Source organism: Candidatus Methylomirabilis sp. (genome assembly GCF_028716865.1).
GTDB lineage: Bacteria > Methylomirabilota > Methylomirabilia > Methylomirabilales > Methylomirabilaceae > Methylomirabilis.
The window spans coordinates 1-16,674 of record NZ_JAQUOY010000009.1; the positions used below are offsets into that span (position 1 = coordinate 1).

Sequence of the window (16,674 nt, forward strand, 5' to 3'; positions counted from 1 at the left end):
CGGACCGTAAAGCCGCAGCGCGAACATCGCTTGTAGTAAAACTTTCTGTCGTCCTCCACCTGCACCTGTCCGATCCGGTTCATACGGGCCATGCAACACTGGCTCGGGGTGGGGGGAGATATGATCTTTAGAGGATAGCTGTTCCGCGCCTTCTTCTCCGCGGAGTATTCAATAACGCTGACCATCTGACCCCCCTGGGGCAACTGTTCCTCCATCCCAACTCGTGGATCAGAAACGCCTTTGTTCCGCCTGTAGTGACGAAATGCATACGAATGATGATATGAATTCCTCATGCGACCACTCCTCCCTTGTGAGATTCCTTTGAAGGAGAAAGCCCATCAATCAATCCTCTCATTGTGCTGACCCCGCGCCGGACGGAAACCTGGTTCTTTCGGTCTCCAACAACCCGGTCAAGAGCACCTGCATCGCCCCGGCAGATCCTGACGGCAACGTCGCATATGAGACCCCTTTGTGGGAGACAACCCGCGCATCCACCTGGGGCTTCGTCGAAACCGCCACAATCGGTAACGTCGGGGCCAACTCCTTGACGGCTGCGACGATCAGGAGGCCGTCAAGCCCGGGCGTGTCCAGATCCAGGATCAGGAGATCGGCATCCATAACCTCGACGACCCCTAGAGCCTCCAGCCCGCACTCACAGACCGTAAGGCGACACCCATCTTTACTGAACGCTCTGGACGCCGCGTCCACCAGTTCCACATTATTAGAACACAGCATGATATGCATGTTTACCGATCCCTCATTTGGCCTGACAATCACTGAATATAGCAAAGCTCGTACCAGCCAAAGGAGCCAGCAGAATAGGGAAGAATACCTATCTAACTATTTGTAACTAAAGGAACAGTGTGAGTTAATGGAGGATTCAATCGTCGTAGGAACTCTTCGGTAGGGTGGGAATTCTTCCGAGGGGATCGGAGTTTCTCCTGGTGCCGCCGCATACAGCAGGACTTCGGTGTTATGCCAGGCTACGGACTCGCTCTCCTGTTTCGACCTTTAAATATGGAGCTATTATTGAGCTTTGCATAAATTACGAAACTTCTACCCTTCGAATACCCCGGCCGCTTCGAGATACGCTACATCAGTGCCAATGGCAGCATCTGCTGGAATTCGGACTGGGTGAGTGTTTCCATCGTCTGCGCTGGGGCGTACCTAAGCTTGGAAGAAATCGACGATGGCATCTGGAACGTCTACTTCGGCCCGCTCAAACTCGGTTGGCTCCATAAACGACATATGCACATCATCGAAGATGAATATGGTGGACTAACGCGCCACAAGGTGCAACCCACCCCTGGACTTTTTTGTTACCTACGTCTCAGGCCGGTTAAAGCACTTACTTGCCTCTCAGCTCTGTGTTCGTGAGGCTCACCATGGTGTAATACGAGCGGCTCGGTTTCGGATGCGTGACAACCCACTCGGCCCGCAGGCGACCTTCGGATATTGGCCACTCAAGTCGCAAGAAGGGAACGCCACCAAAGCTGGCGTAGTCCAGAGGGACGGCAGGATCGGGATGTAGCAGGCCCACAGTTGTCAGTTGGTCGTCCCAGAGCGCGACTAACAGGATGGCTGAGATACTGCATCGGACGGTCACGATCCGGTCGCCTTCGAAACGGAGGAAGGCTGCATTCTTTAAGTCCGTAACAGACTCAGACGGAACTGGCTCACCGTGTTCGGCGAGCGGCCAGACAATCTTTGGCTCTGACATCATCAGCCACTCCGCGGCTAGGGTACCAAGAAGTGCACCCGCGCCGACGTGGGTGAGGCACACTATAAGAACCCTGGGCACATCCGCCGCTCTAAATTGGGGCGCCTTGACTCGCGCTTTGGACCAGAGGTTCGGTGTAATCATGCCAAAGGAGTGCGCACTCTTGCTTAACTCGTCTGGCCAGCCGGATCGCCGCCCCACCGCCTCCCGGTTGAGTGCCGTAACCTCGACGAGAAGAGGTTGCCCACCGTTAGGGACACAGAGGAAGTCTGGTCCCCCCACTGACGGTGACTCCGCAACTTGCGGCTCTAGCCGCCGCTGGCGGAGCCAAGAAAATACGACCGCCTCAGCCTTTGCGGCATCCGGGTTTACTGCGAGCCTCGCGATGAACAGCCTGTGGTGATTGGGATGGCACACATCGAGGAAGTTGGCGTACGACTTGGTGACCTCCTCGATTGTGGCCTTTGGTAAGTATGGAGGCTGGCCAGGAGTCCATAGGCCGTCTTCGCCTTCTTTCACGTCGCGTCTCCGTACTTCAGTATCTGAGAAGCGTCTAACTACAACAAGTAGACAGGTCTGTCTAATACCGTAAACACTATTGAAAAGAGTTTAACATGTCTCACCGGCTCTCCCATCGGCCGACGAGCCGGTCGGCCTGACTGCGAACGGCGCTACGCCTGGTTGAGGGTCTGGGTGTCGATTCTGGTCGCGCTTAGATCCCTGAGACCCAAAGGCCCCCGGACGATTTGGAGGAGGCGCCATCCCCCTGGCCGTGGATGGGCCAACCCTATCAGATCCTGTGTTGGACGGGAATACCCCTTGAGCCCATAGTCCCGCTTGCCACTGAACGCCATGGACAAACACCACATCTCGCGGAGCGTCGATCAGCGCCACGATAGGTCTCCCATCTGCTGCCTGTTGCGGAGTATGCGCAGGTGCTCACGCTACGCCCGCGCTGGCCAGAGATCGCGATAACTGGCATCCTCCCACTCCTCACGAAAAAAGGCAAGAGTTTTAACGGCCAGGAAGTTCATACCTTCTCACACATTTGGCCTTGAAGAATACGGCAAAACGTAAGATGCTTAGGGAGTGGAATATTGGGAGGTCTTGTGGCAGCACATGGGGGTGGCAGCGCTCATTGGGTATATCACAGGAGGTCGTCATGGCAGATGAGAAACCAATCGTCTGGCGCACGAAGCATGGAGAGTTGACCCTTGGCCAGATTGCGGAACTGCAACCTGGGTTAGGTCAATTGATGCCGCTCATGAGCGAACGCTACTGGATTTGCTACTACGCCGCCAAGGGCGGCAATTGGGCACTGGCCGCGTACCAGCTCAATGGCCTGCGGAGTCTGTTTAAGAAGGCCAATACCACGCGGCCGAAGTACAAGGCGATGCTCGAGAGCTATGCCAAGGCGATCTTCGACCCGCTTGCGCTGCACATCGAGGCCAAGAACTTCGTCGAGTTTGAAAAGTGCTACATACAGGGCATCGAGTTGGCTAACAAGATGCACGGGTCCACCCATCACCCTGAGATTATCTGGAAGTTGCCGCCCACTCCCCCGCAGCACCTGGAATTGGGCCCTTGTGTGTAGCGCGGTGTTCCACAAGTCCCCTTACAAAGTTCGACAGCCCAGGGCACTGAAATCCCCCCTGACCCACCTTTTGCAAAGGAGGGAGACGGGAAGGGGGATGGAACGGAGCCTCGTGAAGAAGTTAGTTGCTATCGCCATAGCCCTGTTTGTCTGCATGACCCTCGATTCGGGGGCTCGAGCAGAGCCTCTGGATGCACTGACGCTCCGTCAGGGAGACGTGAGGATAGTGAAGGTTGCCGACGGCGCGAAGACTTCAGACCTTCAGGGTGTCATAGAAATGGGTGGTGTGTCCTCCGCTATCCCGATATTCAGCAAGGGGGGCGCGCTGTACGGAATCGTCGCGGTGGATTTATACCAGCAACCCGGTGAATATCGGATGACGGTGTATGAGACGGCAACCAAGCGAGCGTTATCCTCAAAAGCACTCATCGTGAAACAAGGGGAATTCCAGAAGAGTGTCAGCCCGCGCTGGAATACACAGGTCTTTGGCCAAACCGATCTCGATAGAATTGCCAGAGAAAAAAAGGAAATGGCTGATGCCCTTCACACCTCCTCGTCTTTGCCGCTCTGGCAGGACGGAACGATCTATCCGATTGAAAAGACTGATCACACTGGATTGATGACGACTCCCTTCGGCCAGATCCGGGTGAATCCAGCTCAAGACTGGTTTCGGTTTCACCGGGGAACCGATTTTCAGGCCCCCGAGGGCTTTCCGATATGGGCGATTGCCGCCGGAAGGGTCGCGCACCTCGGTCATGATTATCTATTGGAAGGCAATATCACGGTGATCGATCACGGCCTGGGGATCTTTTCTTCGTACCTGCATCAGTCAGCGTTTCTCGTGAAGGTGGGCGACGAGGTCAAGAAAGGCGAGGTCATCGGACGAGTCGGGAGCACCGGGAACAGTAACGCGCCCCACTTGCACCTTGCGCTCAGGATCGGTACCGCCTTGGTCGATCCGACACAATTTATTGAAGCGCTGCGTGGACTGTAACCGAAATAGAAGATAAAGATCACTCACCCCCGCAAGGAGATTCAGCCCCCCATCACAGCCGCCAAGCGGCACACCTGGAGAATTCCATGGGGTAATTCCTCTTTACAATCTTCGAGTTATTGTGTTATTTTCGCATGTGGTAAGGAGGTGAATCTATGTCTGGACATTCTAAGTGGGCGGGCATTAAGCACAAGAAGGCAAAGGTAGATGCCCAGCGTGGCCGTGCGTTTACCAAGCTGATCAGGGAGATCACGGTAGCCGCCAGGGTGGGCGGCGGCGACCCGACCGGGAATCCCCGCCTTCGATTGGCGATCGAGAAGGCTAAGGCTGTCAATATGCCTCAGGACAACATCCAGCGAGGTATCCTGAAGGGAACGGGTGAGCTTCCTGGTGTTTCTTACGAGGAGTATGTCTACGAAGGGTACGGGCCGGGTGGCGTCGCCGTCCTGCTTGAGGTGCTGACCGATAACAAAAACCGAACCGCCCCGGAGTTCCGTAAGGTATTTTCCAAATATGGAGGAAACCTTGGTGAATCGGGATGCGTCGCGTGGCTGTTTGAAAAGAAGGGGCTGATTCAAGTGGAAACAGCTACGGTTGACGAGGATCGACTGCTGGGCGTTGCGCTGGAGGCAGGCGCCGAGGATGTTCGCCGGTCGGATAACACCTTCGAGATTATCACCGCGCCCAAAGACCTCGAGCGGGTCAAGGAGTCCCTAGCGAAGGAGAAGATCGAGATCGCCGATGGAGAGGTGACCATGCTTCCGCAGAACACCATCAGGCTGGAGGGAAAGCAGGCACAACAGATGCTCCAGTTGATGGAAGCGTTTGAAGAGCATGATGACGTCCAGCATGTGTACGCGAACTTCGACATCCCCGAAGAGATCATGGCGGCAGTGACCGGCTAGGCCTGTGGTAAGGTCTGTCGAACCATTCGATCGCCCGATGATTACGACGGAACTGCCGTGCTGGTCTTAGGGGTCGATCCAGGGGCCAGCGCGACCGGCTATGGGATGGTGGCTCGCAGTGACGGTGTATTGCGAGCCGTCGAATACGGCAGCATCATCACCACACCCAGTGATCCCTTCCCTTCCCGCCTGCAACAAATCTTCAGCCGCCTGGCTGAACTGATCCGTTGTTATCAGCCGGAGTGGGCAGCGATTGAAAGCCTCATCTTCGCAAAAAATGTGCAAAGCGCGTTCAAGCTGGGCCAGGCGAGAGGAGTCGCGATTCTGGCTGCTGCGCAGAGCGGGCTTGCCATTGCGGAGTACACCCCGCTGCAGGTGAAAAGTGCGGTGACCGGGTATGGCGCTGCGGGCAAACGCCAGGTCCAGCAGATGGTCGAATCGCTCCTTGGGCTCGAAGAGCCGCTCTGTTCGTCCGACGCTGCCGATGCGCTGGCCGTGGCTATTTGCCATCACCATTCGGCCAAGCTCCTGCATCTGACGAAAGGCAGAGGACGGTGATCGCTCAACTCCGCGGTCTGTTGGTGTCCAAGGATCCCGGGCAGATTGTGATCGATGTGAACGGGGTCGGCTATCAGGTCTTTGTCCCGCTTTCGACGTACTATCAACTCCCGGAAATCCATCAGGATGTCTTCCTTCGCGTGTACACGCATGTCCGCGAGGATGCCATCCAATTGTACGGGTTTCATGCGCTCGAAGAGAAGATGACGTTCGAGTTGCTGACGGGAGTGTCCGGGATCGGGCCTCGCCTCGCAGCCAATATCCTGTCGGGAATCGCGGTGGAGGAGTTTATCCCGGCCATCCTGGAGGGCGACATCGCAAGGCTCAAAGCGATTCCAGGGGTGGGTCGGAAAACGGCCGAGCGGATCATCCTGGAATTGAAGGACAAGGTCCTGGGGGTTCCTCGTGCGGGTCGAGTCGTGGTTGGCCACCAGCCGAGCCCGGAACGGGATCGAACCATCGAAGATGTGGTCTCCGCGCTGCTGAACTTAGGTTGCAGCCGCAAAGAAGCCTCGGCGGCGGCAGAGGCAGCGCATCACGCCGTTGGCGATGGGGCGGACTTTGAACAGTTCGTCAAGCAGGCGCTGAAGCATCTCTCCGAGGGGACGGGGAAGCGGCTATGACAGCGCCGAAGCAGAACAAGGAGAGCGGGCGAGAACGGGTGGCGAACCGGCAACTCCAGGACGAGGATCAGGATCTCGAACTCAGCCTGCGTCCAAAAGCCTGGGATGACTACATTGGCCAGGAGAAGGTCAAGGCGAACCTCCAGGTCTTCGTACGGGGCGCTAAAGCACGAAGAGAGCCCCTGGACCACCTGCTCTTCTACGGCCCGCCGGGACTTGGCAAGACCTCTCTCGCCTCTATCATCGCCTCAGAGATGGGGGTGAGTATCCGGGTCACCTCCGGACCGGTGATCGAACGGCAGAAAGACTTGGCGGCCATCCTCTCCAGCCTCAGAGAACAGGATGTGCTGTTCATCGACGAGATCCACCGGCTGAATCCTCTGGTCGAAGAGACCCTCTACCCGGCCATGGAAGATTACCGGCTGGATCTGATCATCGGTCAGGGGCCGAGCGCACAGACCTACCGGCTGAAGCTGCCGCGTTTTACGTTGATCGGGGCCACGACTCGCGCCGGACTTCTGGCCTCACCTTTGCTCAACCGGTTTGGTGTGGTCCAGCGCCTGGACTTTTACGATGAGACTGACCTCTTCAGGATCGTCCTGCGGTCGGCAAAGATCCTGGGGGTGTCGATCATCGAGGACGGCGCGTGGGAAATTGCGCGGCGCTCCCGCGGAACGCCTCGCGTTGCCAATCGTCTGCTGCGGCGCGTCAGGGATTTCGCCCAGGTGCTGGGGGATGGCGTCATCACCCGTGAAGTCGCGCAGAGCGCGCTGGAGCGGCTCGAGGTGGATACCAACGGGTTCGACGAGATGGATCGGCGGATCCTGTATACCATCATCGAAAAGTTTGCCGGCGGGCCGGTGGGAATCGAGACGATCGCGGTCGCTGTGGGAGAGGAAAAAGAGACGATCGAGGACGTCTACGAGCCGTTTTTGATCCAGCAAGGGTTTCTGGCCAGGACTCCAAGGGGCCGTACCGTCACTCGCCTGGCTTTTGATCACTTCAAGCTCCCCCGGCCGCCCGAGTTGCAGGGCGACTTGTGGCACGGGTAGCGCGTATGGGCGCTTGATGTCGCTGGAGGCGGTAGGATAGTGCAGGGGCTGGATTCATTCGCCAGGATGTTGATCCTGTTCGGCCTCGTTCTGGCCGCCGCAGGGGGACTCATCCTGTTCATCGGAAAGGTCCCTTTCATTGGGAGGCTACCGGGGGATATCTATCTCCAGCGAAAGAACTTCTCATTCTATTTCCCCCTGACCACCTCGATACTCTTGAGCATCCTCCTGACCATACTCTTTTCATTATTTCGCCGCCGGTGAGCGTCGCCGACGCTGCCAGGAGTTGACTTCTTCCGTGTCTATTCCTCTTCGGACGGCCGACTTTGATTACATCCTGCCCCCCGATCTGATTGCCCAGGCGCCCGCCCCCGAGCGCGATCGCTCGCGGCTCCTGGTCCTGGATCGGAGCACAGGTGTTCTGCAGGATCGAATCTTCCGGGATATTCCGGAATACCTCGTTCCAGGCGACCTGTTGGTCATCAACGAGGCGAAAGTCATTCCCGCCAGGCTCTTTGGTCGATCCGAGCGGCGGCATCGTATCGAGGTGTTGTTGCTTCTGGAAGTTGAAACAGACTGCTGGGAGGCCTTGGTCAAGCCATCCAGGCAGATTCGGGTGGGCGACCGCCTTGCTCTGGCCGATGAAACGATCACAGCAGAGGTAATAGAGAAACGCGGTGAGGGACGCCACCTGCTCAAGCTCGTGTATGACGGAACACTCAGCGACCTTTTGTGGCAATTCGGTCAGATGCCGGTTCCACCCTATATCAAAAGACAACCTTCCCTAACCCCTACACCCTCTACCCTAGACCCTAGCACTTTGGATCGCGATCGGTACCAGACGGTATACGCAAAACATGAAGGGGCCATCGCGGCGCCTACGGCCGGCCTCCACTTCACGCCGGAACTGATCGAGACGCTCACACGGCAGGGTGTCGCCGTGGCCCCGATCACCCTCTATGTCGGGCCTGGCACGTTTCGTCCTGTTCGAGTGGAGGAGGTGTCTGCACATCGGATGGAGCCGGAGCGCTACATGATTCCGGAACAGACGGCCCTGGCGGTCAAGGCCGCGAGGAGAGAGGGGCGGAGGGTCATCGCGGTCGGGACCACGACCGTCCGGGCACTGGAACATGCCGCAGTTAATGGTGATGTAAGATCCGGGGCCGGCGTCACAGATCTCTTCATCTACCCAGGCTATCGCTATACGTGTATCGATGCTTTGATTACCAACTTTCATCTGCCCCGCTCTACCCTCTTCATGCTGGTCTCAGCCTTCGCAGGCCGGCAGGCTGTCTTGGCTGCGTATCATGAAGCCATCGCACTACGCTACCGTTTCTATTCCTACGGCGACGCGATGTTGATTGTGTGATAAGGTGGCAGGACAACCTTTACGGTCAGCACGTTATAGGTCCTGATCCGGCTGAAGGCTGATAGCCCCACAGGAGAGATAGTGACCTTCGAGTTGCTGAAGATCGATGCTGCAACAGGCGCACGGCGGGGGCGGCTGACGACACCCCACGGTACGGTGGAGACCCCTGCGTTCATGCCCTGTGGGACGGGAGGCGCGGTCAAGGCGCTTACACCCCACGAACTGGAGGCCGAAGGGGTGCAGTTGGCCCTATGCAACACCTACCACCTCTACCTGCGTCCCGGCCACCGGCTCATTGAGGAGCTTGGCGGTTTACATCGCTTCATGGCGTGGCCCGGCTCGATCCTTACCGACAGTGGGGGATTCCAGGTCTACAGTCTGGCTCAGCTTCGACGGATCTCAGAAGAGGGGGTAAGCTTTCGATCCCATCTTGACGGATCACTCCACTTTCTTTCACCGGAGCTGGCCATCGAAGTCCAAAAATCGCTTGGAGCGGATATTATCATGCCGCTTGACGAGTGCGCCCCTTACCCTTCGACCACCGACTACCTTCAGCGATCGCTGGAACTGACGCTCAAGTGGGCAGAACGATCTCGGACGGCTCATCCCGATGGGCAACCGGCGTTGTTCGGCATCTTGCAGGGCGGGACCGACAAGGCGCTGCGGGAACAGGCTGCAACAGCCATGCAGAAGATCGGCTTTGACGGCTACGCGCTCGGCGGTCTCAGCGTCAACGAGCCCAAGGCAGTAATGTACGAGACTGTCGCTCACGTCACGCCGCTCTTGCCTACCGATCGGCCTCGCTACCTGATGGGGGTCGGAACGCCGGAGGATCTTGTGGAAAGTGTGATGCGGGGGGTAGATATGTTTGACTGCGTGATGCCCACCCGGCATGGCAGGACCGGCAGCCTGTTCACCAGCCAGGGCCGGATCAATATCAAGGGGGCGGTACATGCGTCGGACGACAGGCCGCTCGATCCTGCCTGCGATTGTTACACCTGTCGGCACTTCTCCCGCGCTTATCTCCGGCACCTCTTTGTGGCGGGAGAGATTCTTGGACTACGCTTGAATACGCTTCACAACCTTCATTTCTATCTTGCGCTCATGCGACAGATCCGCCAAGCTATCGAGGATGGAAGCTTTGCCGCATTTCGAACAAGGTTTCTTGAGAGAACCGGCATGCTGAATCGCGACGAAACCGTGGCATAACAGAAGAGAACTCAGAGGAGGTCAAGAAATGGGAATGGCGTTTGCGCAACAGGGAGGGGCTCCGGCTGGAGGTGAACTCAAAGGCATGATCGGAACCCTCGTCACCCCGATGGCGATACTGTTGGTCTTTTATCTCTTAATGATTCGCCCCCAGCAAAAGAAGTCGCGAGAGCAAAAGGAGATGCTCGACAATCTGAAGACCGGCGATCAGATCGTAACTACTGGAGGCTTGTACGGCACGATTGTCAAGTTCGGTGAGGACAATCGAGTCAAGGTCAAGATCGCCGAGAATGTCACCGTTCTCATCGCCAGGAGCGCCATCACCGAGAAGGCCGCCGGAACAACAGAGGGGGTAAAGGGCAAGACCGATTAAAGCTGCGCCCCAAGAATAGCGCACTACGGGGTGCCGAAATGGTACGTTTTCCCCTGGTCGAGAGGCGAGACCGGCAGATCGGAAAGCGCGGTAAGTTCTTCTACGATTTCCGAGATATATTGGGGCTTCATGTGCTGAGCGTAGACTGATGTCTGAACCCTGAGCTTGGTTAACTCGGCCCTCAACAACTCCGGTGTCAGGTGGCCGGTCCGGACAGCATGATCACCGAGCCGGTTAGGAAATGAGGCTTCCACAATGAGAGCGTCTAGTTTGGCCGTCCGATTGGCCAGGCGCCAGAGTTCGGTCGTCGGACCGCTATCCCCCTGATAGAGGATAGAGGAGGCGCCATCAGAGATCACGTAACCCGCCGCCTCAACGGTATGGTGTACGCCCACTGCTGTTACTTCATATTCACCTATCTGGTGCGGACGACCTTCCAACAACTCATGGAAGGACACGATTGGGCGCAGGGGAGACGGGAGGACGCTGAAGTCAGGCCACAGTATGCCGTTGAAGAGGTGCGTCTTCAACTGGTTAATAACCGGAGGGATGCTCCAGACCTCGATCGGGCGCGATCTGACTCCAAGGAGATTTTCTGCCAAAAGGGCCAATCCAGCCACATGATTGAGGTGGATGTGGCTAATCAGGACATGATCAACAGTCGCCTGGGTGTCAAGGGAAAGGGTAGTAGTCACCGACCCGGCATCGAGCAGCAGCTTTCCGTCAACCAACAGACTGGTCAGTTGACAGTCATAGGCTTCCCCCCCATAACACCCTAACGCCTGAACACGCATGGTCTCCTCCGGTGTCTCCGAGATTATGGCATGGAAGCAGCCCTGTGACAGATCGGCGCTACCGACCTAGAAATACGGTTCCCTCTTTCCTATATCGGCGGGTTCACCATCTTGTATGAGCAATTCTTAGCAATTGTATCGAGTTTGTCCTCTGTTACCTAGAAAATATCGACTGAGCCTGTCCTAGGCCGAGTCGAAGGACTCAATACAAACAGGACACACCAATAAGCGCGGCGCTCATATCGACGAGGAGCCGAACGGGTGGCGGATCATACCGTCGCACACTCGAATAACTCGCGTGGTGGCTCGCTTTCAATGAGCTTCAAATCAAACTTCTCTTGTAGCACCTCAAAGACCTTTGGGGTGATAAACGCCGGGGCCGATGGACCGATCCGGATGCCTTTGACCCCCAAGTGCAACAGCGTCAGTAAGACGGCGACCGCCTTCTGCTCGTACCAGGAAATCACCAACGTCAGCGGCAAGTCGTTTACTCCGCAGTGGAGCGCCTTGGCCAGTCCCAGGGCGACCTGAATGGCGCTGAACGCATCGTTGCACTGCCCCATATCAAGGAGACGGGGTAGACCCGCTACTTCACCATAATCCTCGCCGCGAATGCGGTATTTCCCGCAACCGACCGTCAACATGATGGACTCGTGCGGTGTGGACCGAGCAACCTCTGTATAGTAGCTTCGCTCGGCTTTCGCGCCATCGCAACCGCCGATCAGATAGAAATGTTTGATCGCGCCGGACTTGATCGCCTGAACGATCGTATCGGCAAGGTCCAAGACTACACGATGATGGAAGCCGATGGTCGATTCGCCTACCTGCTTGTCCGGAAGCGGGGGGCAGGCTTTGGCCTGCTCGATGACACGCGAAAAATCGTTGGTTCTGAGACGTGTTCCCCCAGGAACCGCCGTCACGCGTGTGGTGTACAGACGGTCCTTGTACGTCGGCCATGGCAGCATGACACAGTTGGTCGTCGCGATGATCGGCCCGGAAAAGACCGTAAACTCGAGATTTTGATTTTGCCATGCGGTGCCGTAGTGCCCCGCCAGATGCGTATGAGCTCGTAACGTGGGATAACTGTGAGCCGGCAACATTTCACCATGCGTATAGACGTTCACCCCGGCATTTGCGGTTTGTTCGAGTAGATCCGACAAATCTAACAAATCGTGCCCGGTCACCAGGATGCCCGGACCGGCCTTCGTCCCTTCGTAGACCGTACTGGGCGTCGGTGCACCGAAGCGTTCCGTATTGCCGGCGTCCAGCATCTCCATCACGCGCAGGTTCATACGGCCGCACTCCAGCACCATCTCCAACAGGCTGTCAAAGTCGAAGTTCACATTGGTCATGGTCGCAAACAGGGCGTCCGCGAAAAACGCATCGACCTCTTCATCGACCTTGCCCAGCCGACGGGCATGGTGCGCATAGGCCGCCATCCCTTTGAGACCGTAGAGCAAGGTTTCCTGTAACGACTGGATATCCGGGTCCTTCCCGCACGTGCTGATATCCGTACACCCGCTGCCACCGGATGTCTGCTCACATTGATTACAAAACATCATGTCACCCCTTTCTCTCTCGAAGACGAGGCTATGAAAAGTCGATGTGCAGTGGAGGGGGCGGTTCGGTCTGTAGCCGGGCTTCGGCCACACGGCGCAACCTTTCCATCAATTCCGGCTCCGTCTTGAGACATTGTTCAAAATCGGCTCGGCGCAATTCGAGTAACTGGCAGTAGCCCAGCGTGACGACATCGGCCGTGCGCCGGCCTCCGAAGACCAGCGCGATCTCTCCGAAAAAGTCGCCCGGACCGAGCCCTACAGGTTCGGGTTCTACCATGACCTCTACGAATCCGGACGTAATAAAGAACATGCTGTCACCGGATTCACCACGACGAACGATGTATTTGTCCGGTTGCACAAGACGAGGCCTGAGGAGACCTGCAAGCTCATCAATCCGAGCCGATGTCAGCACTCCGAAAAGCGGCACCATGCGCATAAGCGACTGGATGTCTGCGGCCGCATAATGGCGAACAATAAAATCATTCTGTATCCAAAGTATTTTCTGAAACGCACGCAGACAGTTGATCTTGGTATCGTCATCCGTGTTCAACGCAAGCAATCGCTCAGTCAACAGATCGGCGAGCATACCCATGAAGGCGTTCATCTGGACGAGCGGCACATTGATTTTCGGGTTTCCCGTTTTGGGCGTATGCATTTTACCTACAGCATCGAGCAGGACCGCAATCTTACTGTCGAACGGATGACCAATCAACTGCATGAGATAGGACTGCATGTGGTCCATTCGGAACTTGACCTGTCCATGCTTCGCCGAGAGGTCCGCGAGCGACTCAGGCGGTGGCGATGCACACCCATGTTGACGCTCGACAAAATGGCGAGCCGTCGCATCGTAGGCAAGGAGCTTGTGATACTGTTCCTTCACGATTTCCGGCATCAACACGACGAGTTCGGCAAGCACCTTTCGTATCGCAGCCACGTCCTCATCGCCGAAGCCGATAAAATTCTTCAAGAACTCATAGCGGTAGGCGAGATCCAGCTCCAACCGTTGTTCGTCTAACTTTTCCATTGTTATCCCGCTCCCAAGCAACGAGGATGTTGAAAACAGACCTCGACCCCTTTCACTTCAGTGTCTTCTCGTTCTGAGATGAAGCGGCCGGGAATGCCTGCACCGAAAGGTCTTGGCCGACATGGCACTGCAAGCACTGGTAATTGCGCTCAGGATGTCGAACGATCGTCGCCTTCGCAAGCCCGGTTCTGTGGCAATCCAGGCAGACCGCTTTTCTCCTCTCGACATCGTGGGGGATCAAGGGTGGGGCGCCCTTATAGGCGCGAGGCAGTTTCTTGCTGTCTTGCCGGGGGACCACCTGCTCAGCACGCGCGCTACCGCTTAACGTAGCCGGCACACAACAGAGGAAAACCCAAAAGAATATTGTCTTGAGTGGCTTCACGATGATCCCCTACACCTTCTCGATTCGAACCGCGCATTTCTTAAAGTCCGGCTGCTTGGAAATAGGGTCGTAGGCATCAAGCGTCACCAGGTTGATGAGAACATTCTCGTCAAAGAAAGGAACAAAGATCACGCCTTTCGGGACCGTATTCCTTCCGCCTAACTCGGCCTTTGCGACGACCTCCCCGCGGCGGGATTTGACACGAACCGGATCCCCAGTCTTAATGCCCAAGGCAGCCGCGTTCTCGACGTTGATCCACACAGGAGCAAAGGGGGCGGCGCGATGAAGCTCAAGGACTCTCCGCGTCATCGTCCCTGTATGCCAGTGCTCAAGTATGCGACCTGTCGTCAGCCAAAACGGATACTTCTCATCCGGCTGCTCGGCGGGCGGCTCGTAGGGGCGCGCCCAGATCACGGCGCGACCATCGGGCTGGCCGTAGAAACGGACATCCTCGTCCTTTTTGACGTACGGGTCGAACCCCTCTCTATAACGCCACCGTGTTTCTTTTCCCTCGACAACCGGCCAGCGCAGCCCGCCATGGACCTTCGTGTATACATCGTACGGCGCAAGATCTTTTCCCGACCCCACGCCGAATTTTCGATACTCCTCAAAGAGCGCTCTCTGTAGAGGCTCCCCCCCATAGGCGAACAGGTGCCCCAAATCAAGACGCTTGGCCAACTCGACGATCTGCCAGAGGTCGTCCTTGGCTTCGCCAGGCGGATCGACCATCTTGAACCAGTGCTGCGTACGCCGCTCAGCGTTACCGAACATCCCCTCTTTCTCCACCCACATGGCCGACGGCAGAATGAGATCGGCGTGCCGAGCGGTTTCACTGGGATACACCTCGGAGACCACGATAAATCGCTCGCCTCCCTTTCGGGCGCCCCTGCGATAGCGACTCACATGCGGGAGGGTCTGAAAGGGGTTGGTGGTGTTGATCCAGATGACCTTAATATCACCGCGCTCCAGGGTACGAAACATCTCCATCGTATGGTAGCCAGGTCTGGGTGAAATCTTCTCAATCGGGACATTCCAGATCTGTGCGGCTTTCTTGCGATGCTCCGGATTCGCAATAAACATCCCACCGGGCAGCGTGTGGGAGAGCACGCCGACCTCCCGGGTCGTCCCGCACGCCGACGGCTGTCCGGTCAGCGAAAAGGGACTGTTGCCGGGCTCGGCGATTTTTCCGGTAAGAAGATGGAGGTTATAGACGAGGTTGTTGATCCAGGTGCCACGTACGTGCTGGTTAAAGCCCATTGTCCAACACGACACAGCCTTGCGCTTGGGATCACCTAAGAGTCGGGCAATCTGACGAATCGTGTCGGCCGGAACACCAGAGAGTGTGGCGGCATACTCCGGGGTGTAGGTTTTCAGGAATTTCTTGTACTCCTCGAAACTGATCGGCTGGGGCTTATCGGTAAACGGCTTGTAGGTCTTCCAACTGGTTTCCGAAGCTCCTCCGTACTCGAAGTTATCCTCCACGCCATATCCGATCCCCGTCAGCCCCTTTTTGAAGGCGACATGCTTCTGAATAAACGTTTCGTTGATGAGCCCTTCCTTGACGATGACATGCGCCATCGCATTCGCAATGGCGAGGTCCGTATGAGGCTTGAAAATCGCAACGATATCCGCCGGCTCATCGGTGCTGCGGTTCAGAAAGGTTTGCAGGCTCACGATCTTGACCTCGGAATCCCGACGTTTTCGCTCGACCATCCGCGAGTAAAGGACCGGTTGCGTCTCAGCGAAGTTCGCGCCCCAGACAAAAAAGGTATCGGTCAGATCAATGTCGTCGTAACATCCCATCGGCTCATCCATGCCGAAGGTCGAGTAGAAACCGGTCACGGCTGAGGCCATACAGAGGCGCGGATTGCCCTCGACATTGTTGGAGCCAATCCCCGCCTTCATCAGTTTATTGACGGCGTACCCTTCAAAGACCGTGGTTTGACCCGAGAAGTAGACCGCCACCGACTCCGGACCATATTGTTGGATCGCCTCCTTAAACTTAGAGGCCATGATATCCAACGCCTTGTCCCAGGAGATCTGAACAAACTTATTGCCTTGGCGAAGCAGAGGGGTCTTATAACGGTCACGGCCATAAAGAATTTTGGGAAGGTTATAGCCTTTGACGCAAAGGAGGCCGCGATTCACGGGTACCTCCGGATCGCCCTTGACGGCGACCACCTTTCCTTTCCGAAGACCCACCAGGACGCCGCATCCGACGCCGCAGAAACGGCAAGGGCTCTTTTCCCATGTGTCCGCCTCCGGCTCTGCAGCCTGCGCGTGACCTACGGCGGGTGGGAGGAGCGCATCAGGTAAGGCAATGATGGCCGCGCCTGCTCCCGCCAAGGTTTTTAACAGCTCTCTGCGAGACAGTTCCATCATCCGCGCCTCCGACTGAACGTGCTCATGGTTCTCATCCTTAACCCGAGTCTTCGCCGTTACCGGACAAAGGTTACGGGAATTCGTCTGCGCCTGTGGAATATGATGGAGACATGAGAGTGCAAATCCAATATCCAAC

At 56.8% G+C, this 16,674-nt stretch carries 18 protein-coding genes; 11 read left to right on the forward strand and 7 right to left on the reverse strand.

Translation table 11 applies throughout. The features are described from left to right. From PHV01_RS05245 to PHV01_RS05255, 3 genes are all read right to left on the reverse strand, one after another. Positions 1–215 (reverse strand): hypothetical protein (locus PHV01_RS05245; protein WP_337290095.1); only part of this gene is annotated, 215 nt, incomplete at its 3' end. 136 nt (positions 216–351) lie between these two features. Then, entirely contained in the window at positions 352–744 is a 393-nt protein-coding gene (locus PHV01_RS05250; RefSeq protein ID WP_337290096.1) for a response regulator, read from the reverse strand. Between the two features lie 604 nt (positions 745–1,348). Further along, positions 1,349–2,239 carry a hypothetical protein gene (locus PHV01_RS05255; protein ID WP_337290097.1) on the reverse strand — a complete coding sequence of 297 codons (891 nt, stop codon included), beginning with the start codon at positions 2,237–2,239 and terminating at the stop codon, positions 1,349–1,351. 643 nt (positions 2,240–2,882) lie between these two features. On the opposite strand from PHV01_RS05255, the gene PHV01_RS05260 reads away from it, so the two are divergent. The 10 genes from PHV01_RS05260 to yajC all read left to right on the forward strand — a co-directional run bounded on the left by PHV01_RS05260 (position 2,883) and on the right by yajC (position 10,397). After that, positions 2,883–3,314, forward strand: coding sequence for a hypothetical protein (locus PHV01_RS05260; RefSeq protein ID WP_337290098.1), 432 nt, complete (start codon positions 2,883–2,885; stop codon positions 3,312–3,314). Between the two features lie 112 nt (positions 3,315–3,426). After that, a complete protein-coding gene (locus tag PHV01_RS05265; RefSeq protein WP_337290099.1) occupies positions 3,427–4,308 on the forward strand; it encodes a M23 family metallopeptidase in 882 nt (293 codons plus the stop codon). A 155-nt stretch (positions 4,309–4,463) separates the two neighbouring features. After that, entirely contained in the window at positions 4,464–5,213 is a 750-nt protein-coding gene (locus tag PHV01_RS05270; RefSeq protein ID WP_337290100.1) for a YebC/PmpR family DNA-binding transcriptional regulator, read from the forward strand. Between the two features lie 57 nt (positions 5,214–5,270). Continuing rightward, positions 5,271–5,771: a crossover junction endodeoxyribonuclease RuvC gene (ruvC, locus tag PHV01_RS05275; RefSeq protein ID WP_337290101.1), complete on the forward strand. Its 501-nt coding sequence runs from the start codon at positions 5,271–5,273 to the stop codon at positions 5,769–5,771. Next, positions 5,768–6,394, forward strand: coding sequence for a Holliday junction branch migration protein RuvA (ruvA, locus tag PHV01_RS05280; RefSeq protein ID WP_337290102.1), 627 nt, complete (start codon positions 5,768–5,770; stop codon positions 6,392–6,394). Before ruvC ends, ruvA begins: the two co-directional genes overlap by 4 nt. Next, complete coding sequence (gene ruvB, locus PHV01_RS05285; protein ID WP_337290103.1) at positions 6,391–7,446, forward strand: Holliday junction branch migration DNA helicase RuvB; 1,056 nt, start codon at positions 6,391–6,393, stop codon at positions 7,444–7,446. The genes ruvA and ruvB overlap by 4 nt, the downstream gene beginning before the upstream one ends. A gap of 48 nt (positions 7,447–7,494) precedes the next feature. Then, positions 7,495–7,710 (forward strand): DUF2905 domain-containing protein, encoded by a 216-nt coding sequence (locus tag PHV01_RS05290; protein WP_337290152.1) that lies wholly within the window; start codon positions 7,495–7,497, stop codon positions 7,708–7,710. Between the two features lie 34 nt (positions 7,711–7,744). Next, entirely contained in the window at positions 7,745–8,815 is a 1,071-nt protein-coding gene (gene queA / locus PHV01_RS05295; protein WP_337290104.1) for a tRNA preQ1(34) S-adenosylmethionine ribosyltransferase-isomerase QueA, read from the forward strand. Positions 8,816–8,896: 81 nt separating this feature from the next. Continuing rightward, entirely contained in the window at positions 8,897–10,024 is a 1,128-nt protein-coding gene (tgt, locus tag PHV01_RS05300; RefSeq protein ID WP_337290105.1) for a tRNA guanosine(34) transglycosylase Tgt, read from the forward strand. A 28-nt stretch (positions 10,025–10,052) separates the two neighbouring features. Beyond that, positions 10,053–10,397, forward strand: coding sequence for a preprotein translocase subunit YajC (gene yajC, locus PHV01_RS05305; RefSeq protein WP_337290106.1), 345 nt, complete (start codon positions 10,053–10,055; stop codon positions 10,395–10,397). A gap of 23 nt (positions 10,398–10,420) precedes the next feature. On the opposite strand, the gene PHV01_RS05310 is transcribed toward yajC, so the two are convergent. The 3 genes from PHV01_RS05310 to PHV01_RS05320 form a co-directional block, all read right to left on the reverse strand. Beyond that, positions 10,421–11,191 (reverse strand): 3',5'-cyclic-nucleotide phosphodiesterase, encoded by a 771-nt coding sequence (locus PHV01_RS05310; protein WP_337290107.1) that lies wholly within the window; start codon positions 11,189–11,191, stop codon positions 10,421–10,423. Between the two features lie 269 nt (positions 11,192–11,460). Next, positions 11,461–12,750: a hydroxylamine reductase gene (gene hcp, locus PHV01_RS05315; RefSeq protein ID WP_337290153.1), complete on the reverse strand. Its 1,290-nt coding sequence runs from the start codon at positions 12,748–12,750 to the stop codon at positions 11,461–11,463. Between the two features lie 31 nt (positions 12,751–12,781). Further along, positions 12,782–13,774 (reverse strand): protoglobin domain-containing protein, encoded by a 993-nt coding sequence (locus tag PHV01_RS05320; RefSeq protein WP_337290108.1) that lies wholly within the window; start codon positions 13,772–13,774, stop codon positions 12,782–12,784. 121 nt (positions 13,775–13,895) lie between these two features. On the opposite strand from PHV01_RS05320, the gene PHV01_RS05325 reads away from it, so the two are divergent. Next, positions 13,896–14,099 carry a hypothetical protein gene (locus tag PHV01_RS05325; protein ID WP_337290109.1) on the forward strand — a complete coding sequence of 68 codons (204 nt, stop codon included), beginning with the start codon at positions 13,896–13,898 and terminating at the stop codon, positions 14,097–14,099. Between the two features lie 66 nt (positions 14,100–14,165). Here the strand turns inward: PHV01_RS05325 and PHV01_RS05330 are convergent, their stop codons facing one another. After that, the gene (locus tag PHV01_RS05330; RefSeq protein WP_337290154.1) at positions 14,166–16,535 is read right to left on the reverse strand and encodes a molybdopterin-dependent oxidoreductase; all 2,370 of its coding nucleotides are present in this window, start codon (positions 16,533–16,535) and stop codon (positions 14,166–14,168) included. Between the last annotated feature and the right edge of the window lie 139 nt (positions 16,536–16,674).

What these genes read in the sequence shown, in the direction of transcription:
- PHV01_RS05250 (WP_337290096.1), bottom strand. Translation starts at nt 744, where the DNA reads ATGCATATCATGCTGTGTTCTAATAATGTGGAACTGGTGGACGCGGCG.
- PHV01_RS05260 (WP_337290098.1), top strand. Translation starts at nt 2,883, where the DNA reads ATGGCAGATGAGAAACCAATCGTCTGGCGCACGAAGCATGGAGAGTTG.
- PHV01_RS05270 (WP_337290100.1), top strand. Translation starts at nt 4,464, where the DNA reads ATGTCTGGACATTCTAAGTGGGCGGGCATTAAGCACAAGAAGGCAAAG.
- ruvB (WP_337290103.1), top strand. Translation starts at nt 6,391, where the DNA reads ATGACAGCGCCGAAGCAGAACAAGGAGAGCGGGCGAGAACGGGTGGCG.
- yajC (WP_337290106.1), top strand. Translation starts at nt 10,053, where the DNA reads ATGGGAATGGCGTTTGCGCAACAGGGAGGGGCTCCGGCTGGAGGTGAA.
- PHV01_RS05310 (WP_337290107.1), bottom strand. Translation starts at nt 11,191, where the DNA reads ATGCGTGTTCAGGCGTTAGGGTGTTATGGGGGGGAAGCCTATGACTGT.
- hcp (WP_337290153.1), bottom strand. Translation starts at nt 12,750, where the DNA reads ATGTTTTGTAATCAATGTGAGCAGACATCCGGTGGCAGCGGGTGTACG.
- PHV01_RS05320 (WP_337290108.1), bottom strand. Translation starts at nt 13,774, where the DNA reads ATGGAAAAGTTAGACGAACAACGGTTGGAGCTGGATCTCGCCTACCGC.
- PHV01_RS05325 (WP_337290109.1), top strand. Translation starts at nt 13,896, where the DNA reads ATGGCACTGCAAGCACTGGTAATTGCGCTCAGGATGTCGAACGATCGT.
- PHV01_RS05330 (WP_337290154.1), bottom strand. Translation starts at nt 16,535, where the DNA reads ATGGAACTGTCTCGCAGAGAGCTGTTAAAAACCTTGGCGGGAGCAGGC.